The organism is Sinorhizobium sp. 7-81 (genome assembly GCF_030124405.1).
GTDB classification, from domain to species: domain Bacteria; phylum Pseudomonadota; class Alphaproteobacteria; order Rhizobiales; family Rhizobiaceae; genus Sinorhizobium; species Sinorhizobium psoraleae.
Genome location: NZ_JASKLT010000005.1, coordinates 209,212 through 232,605 on the forward strand (window position 1 = coordinate 209,212; position 23,394 = coordinate 232,605).

The window sequence follows — 23,394 nt, forward strand, 5'->3', positions numbered from 1 at the left end:
AAATTGACACGCAAGGAGACATCGCGACAGCCAGTATCATGAGCGGACAGAGGAATCCGCTGGCAAAAGAGCGTGTCCGGCGGTATCACCGGCAATCATCTCATTGAGGAATTCGCCATGGACTTCGTGCCCAGCCTGCCGACGCTGCTCGCCTTTGCCGCCGCTAGCCTGCTGCTGGCGGCAACGCCCGGACCGGACATGACGCTTTCGATCAGCCGATCCCTGGCGCAAGGGAGGAAGGCCGCGCTCTTCGTCGTACTCGGCACCGGCCTCGGCATCGTCGTTCACACGATGCTCGTCGCCTTCGGCATTTCGGCGCTCATCACCGCGTCGCCGACCGCTTTCATGGTGCTGAAGACGGGCGGGGCCGCCTATCTCTTCTGGCTCGCCCTTCAGGCAATTCGCCACGGCTCGACGCTTTCGGTGAAGAAGATCGACGGGGCGAAGGGAACGGCCGTCTCGAACGTCGCGACCGGCTTCTGGGTGAACATCCTCAACCCAAAGGTCGTGATCTTCTTCATGACCTTCCTGCCGCAGTTCGTCAGCGCGAACGATCCGTCGGTCACCGGCAAGCTCCTGTTCCTCGGTTTCTTCTTCATCGTCATCGGCATGCCGGTGAATGCCATGGTCGTGCTTGCCGCCGATTGGCTCGCCGCCTGGCTGCAGAACAACAAGCGCTTCATGCGCGCTCTCGACTTCAGCTTCGCCGGCGTATTCTCGGTCTTTGCGGTCAAGATCTTCCTGACACAGGCGCGGTGAGGTACGCGGCGGCTGGTTTTTGCCCCTCATCTGCCTGCCGGCATCTTCTCCCCGCAAGCGGGGAGAAGGGACGAGCGGCACGCTCCCCCGTTTCCTCGCTATGCATGCAGCAGCTTGAGGCGCTGACGTCGCGGCATGCGTTCTTCTCCCCGTGATGACGGGGAGAAGATGCCCGCAGGCAGATGAGGGGGCGATGGCGGCGGAAGGGCCGATGTGGCGGCTCAGCCGATCAGCAGTGCGTCGTCGTCCAGCGTCTGGCCGCGGACGCGGCGGAACATGGCGATGAGGTCCTCGACCTCAAGCGTCTTGCGGCTGTCGCCGGCGACGTCGAGCACGATCTCGCCGCCGTGAAGCATGATCGTGCGATGGCCGTAGTCGAGCGCCTGCCGCATCGAGTGGGTGACCATCATCGTCGTCAGCTTGCGTTCGGTGACGATCTTCTGCGTGAGGTTCATGACGAATTCCGCCATGCCCGGATCGAGCGCCGCGGTGTGCTCGTCGAGAAGCAGCACCTCCGATCCGGCAAGGGTCGCCATCACCAGCGAGACGGCCTGCCTCTGGCCGCCGGACAGGAGATCCATGCGGTCGCCCAGGCGGTTTTCGAGCCCGAGATTGAGTTCGGCGATCCGTTCGCGGAAGTGTTCGCGACGTTTCGCGCCGAGCGCCGGCGTCAGGCCGCGGCTTTCGCCGCGCCTCGCAGCAAGCGCCAGATTCTCCTCGATCGAAAGCGCGCCGCAACTGCCGGCGAGCGGATCCTGGAAAACGCGCGCAACGAGGCCGGCGCGCGCCGCCGTGCCTTTGCGTGTAACGTCCGTGTGCCCGATCGTAACCTCGCCTTCGCTCGGCAGCACATCTCCGGCGAGCACGCCGAGCAGCGTCGATTTGCCGGCCCCGTTCGAGCCGATCACGGTGACGAAGGAACCTTCCTCGATGGTCAAGGTGACGCCGTTCAGCGCCTGCTTTTGCAAGGGCGTGCCCTTGCCGAAAACGACCTTGATGTTCTTGACGCTGATCATGCGGCACCTCCGCGACGCAGACGAGGAAGGACGAGCGCCACGGTGACGAGAGCCGCGGTCACGAAATTGAGGTCGGAGGCCTGCAGGCCGAGCATGTCGGTCGACAGCGCGAGCTGGATGGCGATGCGGTAGAGGATCGAGCCGAGCACGCAGCCGGCGAGCGCGATCAGGATGCCGCGGGCGCCGAACAGCGTTTCGCCGATGATGACGGCCGCAAGGCCGACGACGATCGTGCCGACGCCGGAGGTTACGTCGGCAAAGCCGTTCGTCTGGGCGAAGAGTGCGCCGCCAAAAGCAACCAGCGCGTTGGAGATCGCTATGCCGAGATAGATCTGGCGGCTGGTATCGACCCCTTGGGCGCGGGCCATGCGGGCATTGGCGCCGGTCGCGCGCATGGCGAGGCCGGCGTCGCTCTCAAGAAAGCGCCAGACGATGAGGACGGCCGCGAGCACAAGAATGCCGACGAAGAGCGGGCGAACGTAGAAGTCCCGGAGGCCCAGCCCATAAAATGGCGAAAGCATGGTGTCGGCATTGATCAGCGCGACGTTCGGCTTGCCCATGACGCGCAGGTTCACCGAGAAGAGCGCGATCATCGTCAGGATCGAGGCGAGCAGATTGAGGATGCGGAAGCGCACGTTAAGCAGCGCCGTGACGATGCCGGCCGCGGCACCGGCGACCATCGCGACGGCTGCGGCGAGCCACGGATTGACACCCGCAATGATCAGGACCGCGGTGACCGCCGCGCCGAGCGGAAACGACCCGTCGACCGTCAGGTCGGGAAAGTCGAGCACGCGGAAGGCAAGGAAGACGCCGACGGCGACAAAGGCATAGACGAGCCCCAGTTCCACGGCTCCCCAGAAAGCGATTTGACTCAACGCTCGGCCCTTTTCAGTCATGTTTCGCGCAAAACCCGCCGGATGCGCGAAACGTGTTTGGTTCCTACGGCGCCACACGTCTTATCAGACGCAGGGGTCGCTATAGCACTTTTGAGTTGCTGCATGTTTTTGTCCTTAAAACGGCTCCGATTTACGGAACATGCAGTCGTGAAGCGCCCCCGTATGGAACGGGGGCGGCAAAAAGGCAACCAACTTGCGTCGGTAAAGGAACGCAGTCGTTATTCGATGACGCGGGTCGCGCGCTTGATGAGGCTTTCCGGCAGGGTCACGCCCATCTTCGTCGCGGCGGCCTTGTTGAGGACGAGGTCGGTGCCGGCAGCAACCTTGACAGCGATATCGCCCGGGTTTTCACCTTTGAGAATACGGACGACCACGTCGCCGGTCTGCTTGCCGACGTCGTAGTAGTTGAAGCCGAGGGCCGCGACCGAGCCGCGCGAAACGGAATCGGTGTCGGCGGTGAAGAGCGGCAGCTTGCTTTCCTCGGCCACCGCGACGGCACCTTCAAGCGCGGAGATGATCGTGTTGTCGGTCGGAACGTAGATCGCGTCAGCGCGGCCGACGAGCGCGCGGGCGGCGCCCTGGACTTCCGCCGATTTCGTCGCGGCGGACTCGACTACGGTCAGACCTGCCTTCTCGGCTTCGGCCTTCAGGGCGGCGAGCAGCGAGACGGAGTTCGCCTCACCGGAATTGTAGAGATAGCCGATCGACTTGGCGTTCGGCAGGATCTCCTTGATCAGCGCCACGTGCTCGGCAACCGGCGACATGTCGGAGAGGCCGGTCACGTTGCCGCCGGGCTTTTCCATGTCCCTGACGAGCTGCGCGCCGAGCGGATCGGAAACGGCGGTGAAGACGACGGGGATGTCGCGCGTGGAGGAAACCACGGCCTGCGCGGAAGGCGTCGAGATCGGCACGATGACACTCGGCGCTTCGCCGGCGAACTGACGGGCGATCTGCGCCGCGGTCGCCGGATTGCCCTGCGCCGACTCGTAGATGAACTTGAGGTTCTCGCCTTCCTTGTAGCCGGCAGCGGCGAGCGCATCCTTGACGCCGTCGCGGGCAGCATCGAGCGCGGGATGCTCGACGATTGCGGTTACGGCAACCGTTACCTCGTCGGCGCGTGCCGGCAGCGAAAGCGCCACGGTGGCGGCAAGGGCGATGAGAAGTGAGCGCATGGATGTCCTCCGTTTGGCGAGCGGGATGCTGGCGGAAAAGCCGCCTTGCAAGTTCCTCATCCCGCTCCAGATGATTTCGCAGCTTTCTTAGGAAAGCGAAGCAATGAAATCAATCGATGGGAACAGCTTCATCCATCAAACTTCTTCATCGATTGCGACGACTTTGGATAAGCCGCCGGCGAGATTGCCCCTCACGCAACTCCTCTTCCCGCCTGCGGGGAGAGGGTGCCGGGAGACGGATAAGAGGCCAATCAGCCGTGTCAATCCTCGCCGTGATTGGCGATCATCATTGCCTCGAAGGCAAGGCGGTCGACCTTGCGCATGCGTTCGGATTCCGACTTGAGCTGGCCGCAGGCGGCCAGGATGTCGCGACCGCGCGGCGTGCGGATCGGCGATGCATAGCCGGCCTGATTGATGAAGTCGGCGAATTTCTCGATCTGTTCCCAGTCCGAACACTGATAGTTGGTGCCCGGCCAGGGATTGAAGGGGATGAGATTGATCTTCGCCGGAATGCCCTTCAAGAGTTTCACCAGTTCCTTGGCGTCCTCGAGACTGTCGTTGACGTCCTTCAGCATCACATATTCGAAGGTGATGCGGCGCGCATTGGACAGGCCCGGATAGGCGCGGCAGGCTTCCATCAGTTCCTTGAGCGGATACTTCTTGTTGATCGGCACCAGCATGTCGCGCAGATCGTCGCGCACGGCATGCAGCGAGATCGCCAGCATCACCCCGATTTCCTCGCCGGTGCGGTAGATCTCGGGCACGATGCCGGAGGTCGAGAGCGTGATGCGGCGCTTCGAGAGCGAAAGGCCGTCGCCGTCGGACGCGATCAGGAGCGCGGTCTTGACGGCCTCGAAATTGTAGAGTGGCTCGCCCATGCCCATCATCACGATATTGGTGATCTTACGGCCTTCCGCAGGCACGATGGCGCCTTGCGGCGTATCGCGCTCGGGAAAATCGCCGAGCCGGTCGCGGGCAAGGAGCAACTGAGCGAGAATTTCTTCCGCCGTCAGGTTGCGCACCAGCTTCTGAGTGCCGGTGTGGCAGAAGGAACAGGTGAGCGTGCAGCCGACCTGGCTCGAGATGCAGAGCGTGCCACGGCCTTCCTCCGGGATGTAGACGGTCTCGATTTCGACCGGCCGGCCGGCGCCGCGCGGCGGAAAGCGCAAGAGCCACTTGCGCGTGCCGTCGTTGGAAATCTGCTCCTCGACGATCTCCGGCCGGGCAATGGTAAAATGCTCCTTGAGCATTTCGCGCATGTCCTTGGAGACGTTCGACATCTGGTCGAATTCGGAAACGCCGCGCACATAAAGCCAGTGCCAGAGCTGACTGACGCGCATCTTGACCTGACGCTCCGGCACGCCTCTTTCAACGAGCAGCTTGGCCATGTCCTCGCGCACAAGGCCGATCAGCGATGGCTTCTCGGTCTGCGGCATCGGGCGCACCTGCGGCGCCTTGACGATGTCCACCCTGTTCAAGATTTCAGTGGCTGCCATGCTTGATGTCCTGTCATACAGCGAAGGCCCGTCCGGAGAAGGATCCCGGATCATGTCCCGATGCTCGAATTGAAAACTGGCGAGCCTTCGAGCGCGGCAATGAGGCGCGGGGCTCTGAATTTGGCGGCGCTTTAGCATTCTTTTCGCCGCGAGTCACCATGACGCCGCGGTTCGAATGCAAAAAGGCCGGCGCCAATGGCCCGGCCCTCGCATCGGATTGTGCCGTGTTACTGCATGTTTCCTCAAAATCGGCGCCGATTCGAGGATAAAACGCGACAATTCAAGGGTGCTATGTCGACCTTTGTGCTTCTAAAGGACGTAAAGCGCCGCAGGTGTTATTTGCAGGCTTCGATCTGCTTCAGCGCAGCCGAGATGCCGGAGAGGGAATAGGAATAGGACGTCGCGGTTCCCTTGCGGGATTTTGCGCTGACCGACATGTCTTTGCCCGATCTCATCGCCGCCACCAGCGCCGGTTCTTCCGCGGCGTTTTCGACCCAAGCGGAATTGCCCTTGGTGAACATGGTGAAGGTCCGGCCGTCGATGATCACGTTGACCTTGGAATTGTCCTGCAGCGGATAGCCCATCATCGCCTGCGGTTCGTAGCTGATGTTCTGCCCCGGGCGCTGTGAGACGAGGAAGAAGATATCGCCATGATCTACACCGGCAGGGCTCCTCTCCTTCGGAACCGACAGGACGTAGCAAACCTTGCCGGCGCCGGCCTGATAGGAATAGGCGCCCCAGGCGTTGAACTGCTGGATGCGTGTGGGAGATTGAGCGGCAGCAACGCCGGCCGCTGCCAGTACGAGTGCGATTGCAGTTGCGATCTTTCTTACAAACATGAGGTCCTGCCGCTTGTCTTGCTTGCGATCGCCCGAAACAGGTGAGACGGCCGATGCATAGTCACGATTTGATTTATTTTGACTTAATTCAGGTTACTAAACCGTCAACGATCACTGAAATCCGCTCGTTTCCGCCCCGAAACAGGCCAGCGAAACACCCGTGCAGTCGAAGCTGGCCACATGTCGGCGTGCCGTTCTTCATGCCTGCGGATTGCCGGTTCGGTCGATCGTCAATTCTGGAGGGCCGTGGCCGGTAGGAGTTCCCTGTCTCAAATCTCGCCGCAACGCACTGTCCTGCAGCCGTTTTCGCCCACAGCCGTCACGTTTGCGGAATCTATGTCACAAAGAATCGGGCAAGAGTTTGTCTTTCAGGCAGAAATGCGGCGGTCGCGCATTGTGAGGATCATTCGTCATCCGACCTGTCGCGCAGGGCCTCGTCGGCCTTGTGGTAATGCGCTTCCTTGATCTGGCCGCTGATCGCGGCAAAGGCAGCCGTCAGCACGGCGATGTCGTCGGAAAAGCCTACGACGGCGAGCATGTCCGGCACGAAGTCGAGGGGCAGGACGAAATAGGCTAGGGCCGCGAGCAGGATGCCGCGTGTACGCGTCGGAGTCTTTGGATCCACCGCACAATAAAAGGCGGCGACGAGATCACGGCTGAAGGGAATCTGACGGGCTGCGCGGCGAAAGGTCGGCCAGAACCGGCGGCGCACCTTGCGTTCCCGGCGTTCCTGTTCGGATTCCTCGCCGGGGAGGAGAATTTCACCGATCTTGATATCGTCCATCGCGTCTGTTCCGGTAGTTCAAAGTGCTGGCGATCTTTGTGCGTCAAACAAGACGCGCGGGGTTGTGAGCCGCAGTCTGATATGGGGAAGGCATGCGCTATTTCAAATGGTCGGGCATCCGCCCGGTCGCCGCGCGATCCATTTTCGCCGCCAGCTTGAAATCGAGCTCCGTCAGCCCATTCGCGTCGTGCGTCGAAAGCGTGACATCGACCCTGTTGTAGACATTGAACCATTCGGGGTGGTGATCGAGTTTCTCGGCGGCAAGGGCGCATTGCGTCATGAAGCTGAACGCTTCCGCAAAATTCTTGAAGCGAAACGCTTTCCAGATCGATGCGCCATCCTCGGCGAGAACCCAGCCCTCCATCTTGTGCAAATGATCGGCGACAGCCTCGGCATCCAGTTTTTCCGGCCTCATGCTGTTTCTCCCTGTCTTCGTGCCTGACACGGACCACATCAGGTTATCCTCAAATCGGAACCGATTTAAGGATAAAAGCTGCTGCAATTCGAAGTGCTACAGCGACCTTTGTGCGTCCGAAGAGATGCACGGCGCTGTGGTCTCGAATAAACTCCGCGCGGCGATGCCGCGCAACTCTCAATGCCAGCTGGATAACATGAAACCGGTCAGAATTCTCTTTGTTTGTCTTGGCAATATTTGTCGTTCACCCCTGGCCGAGGGCATCCTGCGGGACCTCGCGGAAAGGGCGGGCCATGGCGGCGCGGTCTCCATCGATTCCGCCGGCATCGGCGGTTGGCACATCGGCGCTCCGCCGGATCAACGGTCGATTTCGGTGGCGAAGGCGCACGGGATCGATATAGCGGCCCTGCGCGGGCGCAAAATCACGACGGCGGATTTTTCGGCCTTCGACCTGATCCTCGGCATGGACATGAGCAACGTCCGCGACCTCAGCGTGCTCGCGCCTTCGGCAATGGCAGGCAAGGTGCATCTTTTCATGCACTATGCCACCGGCCGGGACGGAGATGTTCCTGATCCCTATTACGAAGAAGCGGCGGACGCCTTCGAAGCGGTCTACCAGATGCTGGAAGCCGGATGCTTGTCGCTGTTGGCGAGACTCGGGGAACGCGCCTCGTGAAGCGGAAAAACCTCTTCGGTCAGGTAAGGGCCGCCGCCGACGGAATCGCGCGACGACAGGAGAACGAAGCGGGAGACCGTAAAGGGTGAGGTGAGAAAATTGCCGCGCCCCGAGAGATAGTTCACGACGTCCTCGACGCGCGAGGAACGCAATCTCGCGAGAGTCACGTGTGGCGTGAACTTGCGCGGGTCCGGCGACAGGCCGATGCGCTGGCAGATGCGTTCGATTTCCGCCTGAAGCGCAAACATTTCGGGTTCGTTGCTGACGCCGGCCCAGACCGAATGCGGTTTTTTGGAGCCGAAGGCGCCCGTGCCTGTCAATTGCAACTGGAACTCGGGGCGCTCGATCCGGTCGAGCCTTTCGACGATCTCGTCGGCGGTGCGTCCGTCGACATCGCCGATGAAACGCAGAGTGATGTGATAGTTTTCCACATCAATCCATCGAGCTCCGGGAAGACCTCCGCGCAGCAAGGAAAGGCTCATCGCTGCATTGCGCGGAATTTCGAGGGCGGTGAACAGTCTCGGCATGGCGAGCTCCCCGAATCTCTTGCAGATATCTCAGCGAATCACGCATCGAGTCTGCACGCAACTGTTATTTATCGTGACAGAGCGTTAACGTTCTCTTAACTGTGGACCGAAACATCACTCCGCTTTGTCCAGCGAGGCGATGAACCGCTCCGCAACAGGCAGAAAACGCTCCACCATCTTGCCGATGCCCTGGCTGTTTGGGTGCATTCCGTCTTCGAGCTTCAGCGCCGCATCGATCGCCACGCCGTCGAGGAAAAACGGATAGAATTCGAGATTATATTTCGCCGCCAGCTCCGGGTAGATGGGGTTGAAGCGGGCGGCATAGTCGGTGCCCATGTTGGGAGGGGCCATCATGCCGGCAAGCAATACCGCGATACCGCGCTCCTTGAGCCGGGTGATCATCGCCTCGAGATTTTTTCGCGACTCCTCCGGCGGAATGCCGCGCAACGCGTCGTTCGCGCCAAGCTCGAGGATTACGCCTTTCGTTCCATCCGGCACCGACCAATCGATGCGGGCAAGGCCGCCGGAGGTGGTGTCGCCGGAAACGCCGGCATTGACGATCGCGACGTCCAAACCCTTGTCTTTCAAAGCCTTTTCGAGGCGGGCAGGGAAGGCGTCCTCGGGCGGGAGCTGGTAGCCGGCCATCAGGCTGTCGCCGAAGCCGACGAGACTTACACTCTCGGCGCGCACCGCTGACGATAACGCGATTGTCATTGCCAGGCTCAAGAAAAAGCGCAGAAAATCTTTTAATGCCATAGGCTCGTTCCTAAATGCCCGAGGGGCAATCATTTTCGTCATCCAGTCTCGTTTTCATATAGGACTGTTTCGCGTGGCAAAAACCATCATCGAGCTGAAAAACGCCGACTTGACGCTGGGCGAGGCCGCGGCGGCGGTCCATGTGCTGAAAGGCGTGAGCCTGACAGTCGACGTCGGCGAATCCGTGGGGATCGTCGGCCCCTCCGGATCCGGGAAATCGACATTGCTGATGGTGCTTGCCGGCCTGGAGCGGCTCGACAGCGGCGAGATCGTCATCGACGGCACGCCCCTGCACGGGTTGAGCGAGGATCGGCTCGCGGATTTCCGAGGCCGCAACATCGGCATCGTCTTCCAATCCTTTCATCTCATTCCCAACATGACCGCGCTTGAAAATGTCGCGGTGCCGCTTGAGCTTGCGAATGTCCGCGATGCCTTCGACATCGCGCGCCAGGAACTCGTTGCGGTTGGTCTGGGCGAGCGCCTGACGCATTATCCGGGGCAGCTTTCGGGAGGCGAGCAGCAGCGCGTGGCGATCGCCCGCGCGCTGGCGCCTTCACCGAAACTGCTGATCGCCGACGAACCGACCGGCAACCTCGACGCCGAGACCGGCCGGCAGATCGCCGATCTTCTCTTCGCGGAACAGCGCGAGCGCGGCATGACGCTGGTTCTCGTCACGCATGATGCCGCGCTTGCCGGGCGCTGCGTGCGACAGGTGCAGGTGCGCTCCGGCGAGATCGTCTCGGGCGAGTATGCCGAACCGAGGGCGACTGCGGCTCGCCAGGAGGCGGCGTCGGCATGAGCGAGGCAAGCGCCATCAACCGCTTTCGCCCGCTGCTCGCCCTCCGGCTGGCGCTGCGGGAAATGCGCGGCGGCCTCAAGGGCTTCTACATCTTCCTAGCATGCATCGCACTCGGCACGGCGGCGATCGCCGGTGTCAATTCGCTCTCGCAGTCGATCAGCGCGACAATCGCTTCACAAGGGCAGGAACTCCTTGCCGGCGATATCCGCTTCGAACTCAACAATCGCGTGGCGACAGTCGAAGAACGAGCCTTTCTCGACAGTCTCGGCAGTGTCTCCGTTTCCTCGGGCCTGCGCTCCATGGCGCGGCTTGCCGATGGTTCCAACCAGGCCCTGGTTGAGCTGAAGGCCGTCGACGGTGCCTACCCGCTCTACGGCGCGTTTGAAAGCGAACCGGGAAGGCCACTCGCGGAACTCCTGTCCAAACGGGCTGAAGCGTTCGGTGCGGTGGCCGCGCCGCTGCTCCTGGAGCGTCTGGGTATAGGGCTTGGAGAGGAAATCCTGCTCGGCAATGCGCGGGTTCGGATCAACGCCACAATCGTCCGGGAGCCGGACGCGCTTTCCGATGGCTTCGGCTTTGCGCCGCGGCTGATGGTCTCGGCGGAGGCACTCGCCGCCTCGGGGCTGGTGCAGACCGGCAGCCTCGTCGAGCATGGCTACAAGGTCAAGCTTGCCGATCCGGAGCGCGTCGCATCTGCTCGCACCGAGGCGGAGAAGCGATTCCCGTCGGCTGGCTGGTCGATCCGGACGAGCGGTAATGCCGCGCCGTCGCTCAACGCCAATATCACGCGGTTCTCGCAGTTCCTGACGCTCGTCGGCCTGACGGCGCTGATCGTCGGCGGCGTGGGCGTCGCCAATGCGGTGCGTGCCTATCTCGATGGCAAGCGCAGCGTCATCGCGACCTTCAAGTGCCTCGGCGCCCCCGCGTCACTGGTCGCGATGGTCTATCTCGCGCAGATCCTGATGATCGCTTTGATCGGTATCGGCGTCGGCCTGATTTTCGGCGCACTGATCCCCTTCGTCGCAGCCCAGTTCCTCGCCGATGTGCTCCCCGTTCCGACGTCGTTCCAGCTATATCCTTCGGCGCTCGGCCTTGCGGCGCTTTTCGGCCTTTTGACGGCGCTTGCTTTCGCCATCCTTCCGCTCGGCCGCGCGCGCCGGGTGCCGGCGACCGCGCTTTTCCGGCAGCAGGGATTCGAACCAACAGGCTTTCCGGCCTGGCCTTATCTCGTGGGTGCTCTCGCCTGCCTTATGGCGCTCGCCGGGCTTGCCGTCTGGACGGCCTACGATCGCAGCATTTCGCTGATCTTTCTCGGCGCGATCGCCTTTGCCTTCATCGTCCTGCGCGGCGTGTCGCTGCTGATCTCCTGGCTGGCACGGCGCAGCCCGCGCGTGAATTCGCCCGCGCTAAGGCTGGCGATCGGCAATATCCACCGCCCGGGCGCCCTCACACCATCGGTGGTGCTGTCGCTCGGTCTCGGCCTCGCCCTGCTCGTGACACTGGCGCTCATCGACGGCAATCTTCGGCGCGAACTCACCGGCGACATGGCCGAGCGCGCGCCCAACTTCTTCTTCGTCGATATCCAGGGCAGCGAGATCGGGGGGTTCCGGTCGCTGCTTTCCCAGGCGATGCCGAAGGGCAAGGTCGTCGAAGTGCCGATGCTGCGCGGGCGTATCGTGGCGTTCAACGGCGAGGACGTGAACAGCCACAACGTACCACCCGGCGGGCAATGGGTGCTGCGCGGCGACCGTGGCATCACCTATGCCAAGAACCGGCCGGAGAATTCGACGCTCACCGAAGGTACCTGGTGGCCCGAAGACTATGCCGGTGAACCGCTGGTCTCGTTCTCGGCGGAGGAAGCCGGCGAACTCGGCCTGAAACTCGGCGACACGGTTACGGTCAACGTGCTCGGCCGCAACATCACGGCGAAGATCGCCAATTTCCGCAATGTCGAATGGGAATCGCTGTCGATCAATTTCGTCATGGTCTTCTCGCCGAACACCTTTGCCGGCGCGCCGCATGCCTGGCTCGCAACCGTCATCGATCCCGATGCCACCGCCAAGGAGGAAGCGGCGGTCTTGAAGTCGGTCACCAATACTTATCCGACGATCACGAGCGTGCGTGTCAAGGATGCGCTCGATATCGTCAACACGCTTCTCGCGCAACTTGCGACGGCCATTCGCGCCGCCGCGGCCGTTGCCCTCATCGCGTCGGTTCTCGTCCTTGCAGGAGCGCTCGCCGCCGGTAACCGCGCGCGCATTCACGATGCGGTGGTGCTGAAGACGCTGGGCGCCACGCGCGGCACGCTGATCCGCGCCTTCAGTTACGAGTACGTCATTCTCGGCTTCGCGACGGCCGTCTTCGCGCTGTTTGCTGGGGGCGTCTCCGCCTGGTTCGTTGTCAGCCGCGTGATGACGCTACCGTCCGATTTCCTGCCGGACGTTGCCGTCGCCACCATCGTCGTCGCGCTTGTCATGACTGTCGGCATCGGTCTTGCCGGGACCTGGCGCATTCTCGGCCAGAAAGCCGCACCGGTGCTGCGTGAATTGTGAGGGCGGAAATTAACCGTCAATCACCCTTGTTTGATGAGCGAGTGCCCGGCTTTGCGCGATTCCGGGGGTTCCGGGTCTTGTGCCTGATCGTTTTCGACATCATATTTGTCCACAGGCATGCTGGAGCCCCGCAGCGGCGCCTGGGCGCTTGAAGGACAAACACTTCACTTGTCGCCCGACACCGTCAATTCAACCGGGGCTTAAATGAGGAAACAATGGCTGATCTGAGAAACTACCAAACCCGAATGTCGCCCGCCGGCGCTCAAGCGGGTGCCGTGATCGACGAAGGCCTTCGCGCTTACATGCTGAAGGTCTACAACCTGATGGCTCTCGGGCTGGCGATCACAGGTGTAGCAGCTTACGGCACCTATGCGCTTGCCGTCTCCAATCCGGCATTCGCCCAGCTCATCTACGCTTCGCCCTTGAAGTGGGTGGTAATGCTCGCGCCGCTGGCGCTGGTATTCTTCATGAGCTTCCGTATCAATTCGATGAGCGTCTCCGCAGCGCAGACGACGTTCTGGATCTACGCCGCCTTGATGGGGCTTTCGCTGTCCTCGATCTTCCTGGTCTTCACCGGCCAGAGCATCGTGCAGACGTTCTTCGTCACGGCCGCCTCCTTCGGCGCCCTGTCGCTCTATGGCTACACGACGAAGAAGGATCTGTCCGGCTTCGGCACGTTCCTGATCATGGGCCTCTTCGGCCTGATCATCGCGTCGATCGTCAACATCTTCCTGGCGTCTTCGGCGCTCGGCTTCGCGATCTCGGTGATCGGCGTGCTGATCTTCGCAGGCCTGACAGCCTATGACACCCAGAAGATCAAGGAAATGTACTTCGAGGCCGATGACGTCGCGGTTGCTGGCCGCAAGGCCATCATGGGCGCGCTGACGCTCTATCTCGACTTCATCAACCTGTTCATGTTCCTGCTGCAGTTCCTTGGCAACAAGAACGAGTAGTGCATGCGCATTCACGGAAAAGGCGGCTTCGGCCGCCTTTTTTGTTTGCTGTAGCGCTCAGCCTCTTTTCTGACGAGGACAGGTTGCCGCGAGGCTTTGAACCGTAAACCGATCTAATGAGCTGCAGCCGAACAGCCTTGATCGCCTCGCCCGATCCATGCGATTGGTCGCATAGTCCTAACGCCACGAAGTCCCATGCCTGTCACTCTCCGCGACGCCGTCGCTGCCGATCTTCCAGCAATTACCGGGATCTATCGCGAGTCCGTTTTGAACGGCGTCGCGACCTACGAGATAACGCCGCCCTCCGAGGCGGAGATGGCACTGCGCTTTTCGACGATTACCGGCAATGGCTATCCCTACATCGTGGCACAGGAAGATCACGGAAGAGAGATCATCGGCTACGCCTATGCTTCCGCATTCCGCACGCGGACGGCCTATCGGTTCCTGGTGGAGGACTCCATCTATCTTGCGCCGGAGGCCCGCGGCAAAGGCGTCGGCAGGGCCCTGCTCGCGGAACTGGTCAGACGATGCACCGCGCTTGGTTTCCGCCAGATGGTGGCGGTGATCGGCGGCGCGCATCCGTCATCGATCGCGCTGCATCGGGCTCTCGGCTTCGAGCACCAGGGATTGATGAAGGCGACCGGCTTCAAGCACGGCCGGTGGCTCGACACGGCCATCATGCAGCTTGCGCTCGGCGAAGGAACGGCCAGCGATCCGGCCGAAGGCGTCTATCCGGATACGCTCTACCGGTCTTAGACATGAGCGAAGAGGGCGGCGGAAAACTGCGCACACTTTTCCTCATCCCGCGCTGAATTGCGGCAAACGTAGGCTTTTCCGTCATTGTACCGCGCTGGCTTCGGAGAAGCGTCTCAGGTCTCGACGAGCTTCAGCACCTTGTCGAACACCTTGAGCACCTGGGCAAGCTCATGGCCACGCTTCAATATCGTGCCATGGGCATTGAGCACACTATAGGCACCCTGTTTTGCCGCAAGCTTCGGATTTTTCTCGATCCGGTAAAGCGGCGTTTCCCCCGATCGCTTGAACACTGAGAAAACAGCTCGATCCCTCGTGTGGTCGATCGCATAATCGCGCCATTCGCCTTCGCCGACCATGCGGCCATAGAGTCGCAAAATCTGGTCCAGCTCGCGGCGATGAAATGTAACGGGAGGGGGATTTCTGGCGTTCTTGTACTCGTGGAAGTCGACCACTTCCGACGTGGTCTGGCCCTGGCGACGCGTTTCGCCTTGCGGCAAATCCGGTTCATCGGTCATCGGCATTCCGGCCTTCTGATGTGACAGAACCACGACAGTGTGCCTGACACGATCTGAAAAGCAAGACGGAAGCTGTTGAACAATACCGGCAATTCTTGTCCTTGCCGCAATTCAGTCAAATCGCCGCCCCAATTCACGGCAAAACTCCGACCGCTGCCGGACAGAGTCGTTGCCACCGTATGTCCGGACAGGTCGTCATGCTGCGGGAGATTACGAACGCAGACATGACCGGTTCGGTCCGGTAACTTCGAACCCTCAGCCCCAGCCCCTCGATGCTGCCGGGCCGAACCACCCCCGTTTCAGAAAAATTCCGTGTTCAAAGCTTACCCTGCGGGGTTCAAAGCTTGCCCTGCGGGCCGGCAAGAACGGCGGCTGCTCCGACGATGGCGCCCGGGGTATCCGCATCCTTCATCGATTGCAGCAGAATGGCGCAGCCGCTATTGCCACGTCCCTCGATCAGGACGGAAGCGGGCAATCTGAATTCGGCGGGCTTGCCGTCCCACATGCCGATCGTTTGTATGTCGCGCACGGCATGCCAGTAGGCGATCTGCTTGCCACTGTTTTCGCCCTTCTCGACATCGACCACCTTGGCCCGGTCGAAATAGACGACGACGACATTTGCCTTGCCTTCGCCGGCACCGATCTTGATCGAGATTTCATCGGCGGCGATCGCGGCATCGACCGGAACGGCCAGGCCCCGGCCGTCGGTGTTCATCGTGTCGAGCCGGCTCCTGATCGCCTGTAGATTGGCGCCGTTGAGATGATCGCGCCCGTTCAGGACGGCCTGGGGCGTATAGACGCCGTTGCTGCCGAGCATGCGGGCATAGGCATATTGCCGTTCGGTATTTTCCTTGGAAGCGAGCGTGTCGGCCCAGCCCAGATAGTTCCAGTAGTCGACGTGATAGGCGAGCGCGACGACGTCACCCTCGTCGACGAGCTTCTTCAGCGCGGCATCCGCGGGCGGGCAGGACGAACAGCCCTGGCTGGTGAAGAGTTCGACAACACCCTTGATTGTCGTTCCATCATCCGCAGCCACCGCCCCGCAGCCGGCCCCCAGAAACGCTATCGTCAGGGCGAGACGCCGGATGGTCGTTTTGCAGGCGGATGTCATGGCGTCACTTCTTGGTCGGCAGGCTCGAATGCGGGAAATCATACATACGACGGCCGTTCTTCAACGGAAAGTCACGTTGGAGTGAGTATCTCGCCGCTTACCGGTACGGGGACGTGAAAAAGCCGGAGCATCATTCGATGCCCCGGCTTTCAAGCCGTAAGACGGTCGGCAGACTCAGGCCGCGAGGTCGCGCAGAACCGTCTGCAGGATGCCGCCGTTGTTGACGTAGGTGACCTCGTCAAGCGTGTCGATGCGGCAGATCAGCGGAACTTCCTTGACCGAGCCGTCACCATAGGTGATCCGAGCCACGCGCCTTTCGCGCGGCTGAACATTGGCGAGGTTGTCGATCGTCACGATTTCATCGCCCTTCAAGCCCAGCGACTCCCAGGTCATGCCTTCTTCGAAGACGAAGGGAATGACGCCCATGCCGACGAGGTTCGAACGGTGAATGCGCTCGAAGGACTGGGCGATCACGGCCTTGACGCCGAGCAGGTTGGTGCCCTTGGCCGCCCAGTCGCGCGACGAACCGTTGCCGTATTCGACCCCGGCGAAGATGACAAGCGGAACGCCCTCTTCCTTGTACATCATGGCCGCATCGTAGATCGACATCTCTTCCTTCGACGGATAGTGAATGGTGTAGCCACCTTCCTTGCCGTTCGGGCCGAGCATGTGGTTGCGGATGCGGATGTTGGCGAAGGTGCCGCGCATCATCACTTCATGATTGCCGCGGCGGGTGCCGTACTGGTTGAAGTCGGCAACAGTCACGCCATGGCCGAGCAGGTAGGAGCCCGCCGGAGACGCGGCCTTGATCGAGCCGGCCGGAGAAATGTGGTCGGTCGTGATCTTGTCGCCGAAGAGGCCGAGGACACGAGCGCCCTTGATGTCGGAAATGCCGGCGCCCGTCTTGCCCATGCCGACGAAGTAAGGCGGGTTCTGGACATAGGTGGAAGCCTCGTCCCAGGCATAGGTCTGCCCGGCCGGAACCTGAACCGCCTGCCAGTTGGCGTCGCCCTTGAACACGTCCGCATATTTCGTCGCGTAGAGTTCGCGGGTGACGTATTTGAAAATGAAGTCCTGGATCTCCTGCGAGGTCGGCCAAATGTCCTTGAGGTAGACCGGCTTGCCGTCCTTGTCTTCGCCGATCGGTTCGCTGGTCAGGTCCTTCTGGACCGTGCCTGCGAGAGCATAGGCGACGACGAGCGGCGGCGAGGCGAGGTAGTTCGCCTGGACGTCCGGCGAGATGCGGCCTTCGAAGTTGCGGTTGCCGGAGAGAACGCCGGCGGCGATCAGGCCCTTGTCGTTGATCGTCTTGGAGATAGGGCCCGGCAGCGGACCGGAGTTGCCGATGCAGGTGGTGCAGCCGAAGCCGACGAGATTGAAGCCGAGCTTGTCGAGGTCAGCCTGCAGGCCGGACTTCGCCAGATATTCACCGACGACCTGCGATCCCGGTGCGAGCGACGTCTTGACCCAGGGCTTCGTCTTCAGGCCCTTGGCGACGGCGTTGCGGGCGAGCAGGCCGGCCGCGATCAGCACCGACGGGTTCGAGGTGTTGGTGCAGGAGGTGATCGCCGCGATTGCGACGTCGCCATGGCCAAGATCGAAATCCGTGCCTTCGACAGCGTAACGGTTCGAAAGCTGGCCGGGCTTCTTGTAATCGCCTTCGAGCGCGGTAGCGAAGCCGGACGCGATGTTTTCCAGCGCAATGCGGCCTTCCGGACGCTTGGGGCCAGCCATCGACGGCACGACGTCGCCAAGGTCGAGTTCCAAGGTGTCGGTGAATACGAGCTCGGAGCCGTCGCCTTCGCGCCACATGCCCTGCGCCTTGGAATAGGCTTCGACCAGCGCGATGCGCTGCTCTTCACGGCCGGACATGGTGAGATAGTTGATCGTTTCGGCATCGACCGGGAAGAAGCCGCAGGTCGCGCCGTATTCCGGACCCATGTTGCCGATCGTCGCGCGGTCGGCAAGCGTCATGTTGTCGAGGCCGGGGCCGAAGAATTCGACGAACTTCGAGACCACGCCTTTCTTGCGCAGCATCTGCACGACGGTCAGCACCAGGTCGGTCGCGGTGACGCCTTCCTTGAGCTTGCCCGTCAGCTTGAAGCCGATGACTTCCGGCAGCAGCATCGAGACCGGCTGGCCGAGCATTGCGGCTTCGGCTTCGATGCCTCCGACGCCCCAGCCGAGCACGCCGAGGCCGTTGATCATCGTGGTGTGGCTGTCGGTGCCGACGCAGGTGTCCGGATAGGCGGTGATTTCGCCGTCCTCTTCGCGGGTCCAGACGGTCTGACCGAGATATTCGAGGTTCACCTGGTGACAGATGCCGGTGCCGGGGGGCACGACGCGGAAGTTCTTGAAGGCCTGCTGGCCCCATTTCAGGAAGCGGTAGCGCTCGCCGTTGCGCTGGTATTCCAGTTCGACGTTGCGGGCAAAGGCCTGCGGCGTGCCGAATTCGTCGACGATGACCGAGTGGTCGATGACGAGATCGACGGGAACCAGCGGGTTGATCTTCTCCGCGTCGCCGCCGAGCGAGACCATGGCGTCGCGCATTGCCGCGAGATCGACAACGGCCGGGACGCCGGTGAAGTCCTGCATCAGCACGCGTGCGGGACGATAGGCGATTTCGTTTTCCGCGGTGCCCTTGTCGCTCAGCCAGGCAGCGACGTTCTCGATGTCCTTCTTGGTGACCGAGCGGCCATCCTCGTTGCGCAGCAGGTTTTCCAGCAGCACCTTCATCGAATAGGGAAGCTTCGAAACGCCGGCAAGGCCGTTCGCTTCCGCCTTCGGCAGGCTGTAGTAAACATAATCCACACCGTTGACGGTGAGCGTGGAGCGACATTTGAAGCTGTCGAGGGATTTGGACACTGGATAATACCCCGTTCCGTCTGATCGCCAAAAACTGACGTACGAACGCCCGAGCGCAGGAAGCGCGAATTGGGATGCGGGTGCGGCCATTTCCGCTGTCCGTACGTGGAATGTCATTCCATGTTCGGCGCTTGGATGAAATTCACGCCGACCGCTGGCGTGTTGGCCGCGTTATAGATAATTTCTCCAAATGGTGCCAGACCAACCAACGTCCAATCGGAACTTTTTTTGCTGTGCGGCAAAGAGCGTCAAGGAAGCTGAAAATACATGCGCCTGCTGGCTGAAGGTTTGAGTGCAAGGCGCGGCGAGGACCTGATTTTTAACGATATTTCCTTTTCCCTCGGAGAGGGAGAGGCTCTTGTGGTGACGGGTCCGAACGGCTCCGGCAAGTCGACCCTGCTCAGGGTTCTGGCCGGTCTCTTGCAGGCCGAATCGGGCAGGCTCGGGATCGAGGAAGGACCGGCGGAATTCGACCACCCACGCGAGCTCAGCCACTATCTCGGCCACCGCAACGCGATGAAGCGCGAGTTGACCGTACGGGAAAATCTTTCCTTCTGGCAGCGATTCATGGGTGATTCGCCGGGAGGCTCCGGCGTCGATATCGCCGCTGCGGCCGAAGCCGTAGGCCTTGCCGACATCACGCACCTGCCCTTCGGCTACCTTTCGGCCGGCCAGCAGCGGCGCATGGCCATGGCCAAGCTTCTTGTCGCCCATAGACCGATCTGGCTGCTCGACGAGCCGACCGCAGCGCTCGATGCGGGGGCGGACAGACTGTTCGCCGGGCTTGTGACGGGGCATCTCGAACGCGGCGGCATCGTCATCGCCGCCACCCATCAGCCTCTGGGGCTCCGGTCGACGCAGGGCCTGCAGATGAAGGGGTTCACACTTTGATTGCCCTCTTCTTTCGCGACCTCAAGCTCTCCGTGCGCGCAGGCGGAGGCGCCATGATCGGCGTGCTGTTCTTCATGACGGTCGTTGCCGTCGTGCCTTTCGGGGTGGGACCGGATCTCAACCTGCTCGCGCGCATCGGTCCGGCGATGCTCTGGATCGGGGCGTTGCTCGCCTCGCTGCTCGGTCTCGACCGTCTTTTCCAGGCAGAGCGCGAAGACGGGTCGCTCGATCTCCTGCTGATGCAGGAAACACCGCTGCTCATGACGGTGTTCGTCAAATGCGCCGCCCATTGGGCCGCGACCGGCCTGCCGCTTGTCATCGCCTCGCCGCTGCTCGGCCTCTTCATGAACATGAACGAGCTCGCGATCGGCGCGACGATGCTGACGCTTCTTGCCGGAACGCCCGCGATCACCTTCATCGGCGCGGTCGGTGCGGCGGTTGCGGTCGCCCTGCCGCGCGGCGGCCTGCTCGTCTCGATCCTCGTTCTGCCGCTCGCCGTTCCCGTGCTGATCTTCGGCGTCAGCGCGGTTTATGCGGCGATCGAGGAGCCCGCCCCGTTTCTGCCGCCTTTCATGATATTGATGGCGATAACCTTGTTCTTCGCAGTCATCGGTCCGGTCGCCGCAGCCGCCGCGCTCAGGCATTCGGCCGATTGAGGCGCGTTACGGTCAATGAACCGATGCGGTGCGCTTTGCGTTTTGGTTGTGCATGTCTTTGCCCAAGACCGCTGCGCGTCTTGGCGACATGCATTAACGCAATCGTGATTGACCGGGGTCAATTGCGGAAGGGATGCTTCCGCGTTAAAGAGCCGATATGAGCGAAAACAGCTTGGCCATACGCAAATTCAGCGATCTCGCCAATCCGACCCGGTTTCTGGCGTTGGCGGACCGTGTGCTGCCCTGGTTTGCCGCCGCCACTGTCCTGTTCTTCGCCGTTGGCCTCTGGCTTTCCTTCACGACCGAGGGCGATTATCAGCAGGGCGAAACGGTGCGCATCATGTATGTGCATGTGCCGGCGGCCTGGCTGTCCATGATGTGCTACACGGTGATGGCGATTTCCGCGCTCGGCACACTCGTCTGGCGCCATCCGCTGGCCGACGTTTCCGCCAAGGCCGCCGCACCGATCGGCGCCTGCTTCACCTTTCTCGCGCTCGTCACCGGTTCGCTCTGGGGCAAGCCGATGTGGGGGGCCTGGTGGGTCTGGGATGCGCGGCTGACTTCGGTCTTCGTGCTCTTCCTCATGTATCTCGGGCTGATCGCGCTCAATCGTGCCATGGACGACCCCACCCGCTCGGCGCGCGTCTCCGCCGTTCTCGTGCTGGTCGGCTTCGTCAACATCCCGATCATCAAGTTCTCCGTCGAGTGGTGGAACACGCTGCATCAGCCCGCAAGCGTGTTGCGCCTCGACGGGCCGACCATCGATCCCGAGTTCTTGTGGCCGCTTCTGATCATGGCGGTCGCCTTCACGCTTCTGTTCTTCACGCTGCACATCGCCGCAATGCGCAACGAGATATGGCGCCGCCGGGTAACGTCGCTCCGCCGTCAGGCAGTGCGCAATGCCGGCCGGGAGGCACAGGGACTATGATGAGCCATGCCGCCTATGTCCTTGCGAGCTATGCCGTCGCCGCCGTTACGGTGGCGGGGCTCGTGTTCTGGGTCGTCGGCGATGGCCGCGCCCGTCGGCGTGAATTGAAGGAACTCGAGGCGGCAGGCATTCGACGCCGCTCAGCGGACGCCTCGGGCGGGGCCGGACGATGAGCAGCACCCACGCGCCGCAGCCGGACGAGCGCAAGCCCGGCGTCTTGCGCTTCGTGTTTGCAGCGCTGCCGCTCATCATCTTCGCGGCACTGGCGCTGATCTTCTGGAGCCAATTGAATTCCGGCAAGAATGTCAGCGAAATCCCGTCGGCACTGATCGGCACCAAGGCGCCGAAACTCGACCTGCCGCCGCTTGAAGGCGCGACGCTTGCGGGCCAGCCGATGCCGGCGCTCAACGATGCGGCGACCAAGGGCAAGCTGACGCTCGTCAATGTCTGGGCCTCCTGGTGCGTGCCCTGCCGGCAGGAGCACCCGATCATCCTGCAACTGTCCAAGGACCCGCGCCTCGCCGTTGTCGGCATCAATTACAAGGACCAGAACGAAAATGCCTTGCGTTTCCTGGGCGAGCTCGGCAATCCGTTTTCGGCGATCGGTGTCGACCCGCGCGGCAAGGCCGCGATCGACTGGGGCGTCTACGGCATCCCGGAATCCTACCTCGTCAGTGCCGACGGTACGATCCTCTACAAGCGTGTCGGTCCTTTTGACGAACGCAGCCTCAAGGAAGGGCTGATGCCGGCGATCGAGAAGGCGCTGGCCGGCTCGTGAGCGGCGAAATCACTGAGGTCAAAGGCCAGCCTGCCAGCCCTTCACCGCGTCGAGCGGCCAAACGAGCATCAGCACGTTCAAGGTCAGATTGTCGCGCACCGTCCAGGCGGTGAAGAGTTCGAGGACGATCGCGATTGCAACTGTTACAGCGACCGGCAGCCGAGAGGCGAGCAGGAAGCCTGTGGCCATGGCCAGCGTGTCCATGGTGGAGTTGAGGATGCTGTCGCCGAAATAGTCGAGCGAGATCGTCGCCGAACGGTAGCGGTTGATCACCATCGGCGTGTTCTCGGCAATTTCCCAGGCGGATTCGATCACGGTCGCGAGAAGCAGGCGCGCGCTCAGCGGCTTGCCGCGCAGAGCCAAGTGTCCGAGGCCGTAGAAGAGGAAGCCGTGGATGATGTGGGACGGCGTGTACCAGTCGGTAATGTGCTGCGAGTTTCCGCTGGACTTGACCACGCCCTCCCAGAACTTGACGTAGCCGCATTCGCAGATCCACAGCCGGCCCATGAGATACTGCGTCAGCATCTGGACCACCACCACCACGCCAAGGCAGGCGATCAGCCAGAACCGGGCCCAGCGTTGTCTGTCGTCCGTCCCGGCTGCGATCGTCACTCGGCGCTATCCTGTTCGAGCGAATGCTTCATGATCAGAGGCATCTGGGCGAGGGTGAAGAGAATGGTGATCGGCATCGTTCCCCAGACCTTGAAGGCGACCCAGAAATCGGTCGAGAAGGAGCGCCAGACGATCTCGTTCAAGACCGCGAGGAACAGGAAGAAGAGGCCCCAGCGGATCGTCAGCTTCCGCCAGCCGTCGTCGTCCAGCTTGAAGGCGGCGTGAAAGACGTAGCCGAGCAGCGACTTGCCAAAGAGAAGGCCGCCGAGCAGGATCGCGCCGAAGAGCGTGTTGACGATCGTCGGCTTCATCTTGATGAACGTGTCATTCTGCAGCCAGAGCGTCAGCGCGCCGAACACGAAGACGACGATCCCGGAAACGAGCGGCATCATCGGCAGCGTTCGGGTCAGCATCCACGAAGCGACGAGCGCTGTCGCCGTTGCCGCCATGAACAGGCCGGTGGCAATGAAGATCGGGCCGCCGAGTTGCGAAAGGGCGGGGAATTCCCGCGACAGCCAGTCGCCGCGCGAATTGGCAAAGAAGAAGACCATGAGAGGCCCGAGCTCCAGCACCAGTTTCAGGAGCGGACCTACTTCTCTCCGCGGCTTGGCGGCCTCGAATGTCGACATTTGCGGATCCTGT

General features: G+C 61.9%; 25 protein-coding genes. 11 read left to right on the forward strand and 14 right to left on the reverse strand.

Going from position 1 to position 23,394, the window contains the following annotated elements; translation table 11 throughout:
- Window positions 1–117: 117 nt before the first annotated feature.
- On the forward strand, window positions 118–759 hold the full coding sequence (locus QN224_RS18835) for a LysE family translocator (protein WP_173510114.1): 642 nt from the start codon (window positions 118–120) through the stop codon (window positions 757–759).
- Between the two features lie 221 nt (window positions 760–980).
- On the opposite strand, the gene QN224_RS18840 is transcribed toward QN224_RS18835, so the two are convergent.
- The 7 genes from QN224_RS18840 to QN224_RS18870 all read right to left on the reverse strand — a co-directional run bounded on the left by QN224_RS18840 (window position 981) and on the right by QN224_RS18870 (window position 7,377).
- Complete coding sequence (locus QN224_RS18840; RefSeq protein ID WP_283977916.1) at window positions 981–1,775, reverse strand: ABC transporter ATP-binding protein; 795 nt, start codon at window positions 1,773–1,775, stop codon at window positions 981–983.
- Window positions 1,772–2,650: an ABC transporter permease gene (locus QN224_RS18845; protein WP_283977917.1), complete on the reverse strand. Its 879-nt coding sequence runs from the start codon at window positions 2,648–2,650 to the stop codon at window positions 1,772–1,774. The genes QN224_RS18840 and QN224_RS18845 overlap by 4 nt, the downstream gene beginning before the upstream one ends.
- Before the next feature lie 239 nt (window positions 2,651–2,889).
- Complete coding sequence (locus tag QN224_RS18850; protein WP_173508700.1) at window positions 2,890–3,843, reverse strand: ABC transporter substrate-binding protein; 954 nt, start codon at window positions 3,841–3,843, stop codon at window positions 2,890–2,892.
- 260 nt (window positions 3,844–4,103) lie between these two features.
- Window positions 4,104–5,339, reverse strand: a complete 1,236-nt coding sequence (gene rlmN, locus QN224_RS18855) for a 23S rRNA (adenine(2503)-C(2))-methyltransferase RlmN (RefSeq protein ID WP_283977918.1) — start codon at window positions 5,337–5,339, stop codon at window positions 4,104–4,106.
- Between the two features lie 335 nt (window positions 5,340–5,674).
- Entirely contained in the window at window positions 5,675–6,178 is a 504-nt protein-coding gene (locus tag QN224_RS18860; protein WP_173508702.1) for an invasion associated locus B family protein, read from the reverse strand.
- 403 nt (window positions 6,179–6,581) lie between these two features.
- Window positions 6,582–6,962 (reverse strand): YkvA family protein, encoded by a 381-nt coding sequence (locus tag QN224_RS18865; protein WP_283977919.1) that lies wholly within the window; start codon window positions 6,960–6,962, stop codon window positions 6,582–6,584.
- A 97-nt stretch (window positions 6,963–7,059) separates the two neighbouring features.
- Window positions 7,060–7,377 carry a 4a-hydroxytetrahydrobiopterin dehydratase gene (locus QN224_RS18870; protein ID WP_173508704.1) on the reverse strand — a complete coding sequence of 106 codons (318 nt, stop codon included), beginning with the start codon at window positions 7,375–7,377 and terminating at the stop codon, window positions 7,060–7,062.
- Window positions 7,378–7,573: 196 nt separating this feature from the next.
- On the opposite strand from QN224_RS18870, the gene QN224_RS18875 reads away from it, so the two are divergent.
- On the forward strand, window positions 7,574–8,053 hold the full coding sequence (locus QN224_RS18875; protein WP_283977920.1) for a low molecular weight protein-tyrosine-phosphatase: 480 nt from the start codon (window positions 7,574–7,576) through the stop codon (window positions 8,051–8,053).
- Here QN224_RS18875 and thpR read toward each other — a convergent pair.
- Together thpR and QN224_RS18885 are read right to left on the reverse strand one after the other, a co-directional pair.
- On the reverse strand, window positions 7,990–8,580 hold the full coding sequence (thpR, locus tag QN224_RS18880; protein WP_269280402.1) for an RNA 2',3'-cyclic phosphodiesterase: 591 nt from the start codon (window positions 8,578–8,580) through the stop codon (window positions 7,990–7,992). The two genes, QN224_RS18875 and thpR, sit on opposite strands and share 64 nt — an antisense overlap.
- 114 nt (window positions 8,581–8,694) lie before the next feature.
- Entirely contained in the window at window positions 8,695–9,336 is a 642-nt protein-coding gene (locus QN224_RS18885) for an arylesterase (RefSeq protein WP_283977921.1), read from the reverse strand.
- A gap of 73 nt (window positions 9,337–9,409) precedes the next feature.
- Here QN224_RS18885 and QN224_RS18890 point away from each other — a divergent pair, with 73 nt between their 5' ends.
- From QN224_RS18890 to QN224_RS18905, 4 genes are all read left to right on the forward strand, one after another.
- Window positions 9,410–10,135, forward strand: a complete 726-nt coding sequence (locus tag QN224_RS18890; RefSeq protein WP_283977922.1) for an ABC transporter ATP-binding protein — start codon at window positions 9,410–9,412, stop codon at window positions 10,133–10,135.
- Complete coding sequence (locus QN224_RS18895) at window positions 10,132–12,687, forward strand: ABC transporter permease (protein ID WP_283977924.1); 2,556 nt, start codon at window positions 10,132–10,134, stop codon at window positions 12,685–12,687. Before QN224_RS18890 ends, QN224_RS18895 begins: the two co-directional genes overlap by 4 nt.
- Before the next feature lie 215 nt (window positions 12,688–12,902).
- Window positions 12,903–13,640, forward strand: a complete 738-nt coding sequence (locus QN224_RS18900; protein WP_173508710.1) for a Bax inhibitor-1/YccA family protein — start codon at window positions 12,903–12,905, stop codon at window positions 13,638–13,640.
- A gap of 195 nt (window positions 13,641–13,835) precedes the next feature.
- Window positions 13,836–14,396 carry an N-acetyltransferase family protein gene (locus QN224_RS18905; RefSeq protein WP_283977925.1) on the forward strand — a complete coding sequence of 187 codons (561 nt, stop codon included), beginning with the start codon at window positions 13,836–13,838 and terminating at the stop codon, window positions 14,394–14,396.
- Window positions 14,397–14,509: 113 nt separating this feature from the next.
- On the opposite strand, the gene QN224_RS18910 is transcribed toward QN224_RS18905, so the two are convergent.
- The 3 genes from QN224_RS18910 to acnA form a co-directional block, all read right to left on the reverse strand.
- Window positions 14,510–14,917, reverse strand: coding sequence for a DUF2794 domain-containing protein (locus QN224_RS18910; RefSeq protein WP_283977926.1), 408 nt, complete (start codon window positions 14,915–14,917; stop codon window positions 14,510–14,512).
- Window positions 14,918–15,248: 331 nt separating this feature from the next.
- Window positions 15,249–16,022 (reverse strand): thioredoxin family protein, encoded by a 774-nt coding sequence (locus tag QN224_RS18915; RefSeq protein WP_283977927.1) that lies wholly within the window; start codon window positions 16,020–16,022, stop codon window positions 15,249–15,251.
- Window positions 16,023–16,196: 174 nt separating this feature from the next.
- The gene (acnA, locus tag QN224_RS18920) at window positions 16,197–18,887 is read right to left on the reverse strand and encodes an aconitate hydratase AcnA (RefSeq protein ID WP_283977928.1); all 2,691 of its coding nucleotides are present in this window, start codon (window positions 18,885–18,887) and stop codon (window positions 16,197–16,199) included.
- Between the two features lie 267 nt (window positions 18,888–19,154).
- Here acnA and ccmA point away from each other — a divergent pair, with 267 nt between their 5' ends.
- From ccmA to QN224_RS18945, 5 genes are all read left to right on the forward strand, one after another.
- On the forward strand, window positions 19,155–19,778 hold the full coding sequence (ccmA, locus tag QN224_RS18925) for a heme ABC exporter ATP-binding protein CcmA (protein ID WP_283977929.1): 624 nt from the start codon (window positions 19,155–19,157) through the stop codon (window positions 19,776–19,778).
- Window positions 19,775–20,434, forward strand: coding sequence for a heme exporter protein CcmB (gene ccmB, locus QN224_RS18930; protein ID WP_173508716.1), 660 nt, complete (start codon window positions 19,775–19,777; stop codon window positions 20,432–20,434). The genes ccmA and ccmB overlap by 4 nt, the downstream gene beginning before the upstream one ends.
- A 157-nt stretch (window positions 20,435–20,591) precedes the next feature.
- On the forward strand, window positions 20,592–21,362 hold the full coding sequence (locus tag QN224_RS18935; protein ID WP_173508717.1) for a heme ABC transporter permease: 771 nt from the start codon (window positions 20,592–20,594) through the stop codon (window positions 21,360–21,362).
- Window positions 21,359–21,535, forward strand: a complete 177-nt coding sequence (gene ccmD, locus QN224_RS18940; RefSeq protein ID WP_269280427.1) for a heme exporter protein CcmD — start codon at window positions 21,359–21,361, stop codon at window positions 21,533–21,535. The genes QN224_RS18935 and ccmD overlap by 4 nt, the downstream gene beginning before the upstream one ends.
- A complete protein-coding gene (locus QN224_RS18945; protein WP_283977930.1) occupies window positions 21,532–22,140 on the forward strand; it encodes a DsbE family thiol:disulfide interchange protein in 609 nt (202 codons plus the stop codon). Before ccmD ends, QN224_RS18945 begins: the two co-directional genes overlap by 4 nt.
- An 18-nt stretch (window positions 22,141–22,158) precedes the next feature.
- Here the strand turns inward: QN224_RS18945 and QN224_RS18950 are convergent, their stop codons facing one another.
- Window positions 22,159–22,752: a DUF2585 domain-containing protein gene (locus QN224_RS18950; RefSeq protein ID WP_283977931.1), complete on the reverse strand. Its 594-nt coding sequence runs from the start codon at window positions 22,750–22,752 to the stop codon at window positions 22,159–22,161.
- On the reverse strand, window positions 22,749–23,381 hold the full coding sequence (locus QN224_RS18955) for a septation protein A (protein ID WP_173508721.1): 633 nt from the start codon (window positions 23,379–23,381) through the stop codon (window positions 22,749–22,751). The genes QN224_RS18950 and QN224_RS18955 overlap by 4 nt, the downstream gene beginning before the upstream one ends.
- Between the last annotated feature and the right edge of the window lie 13 nt (window positions 23,382–23,394).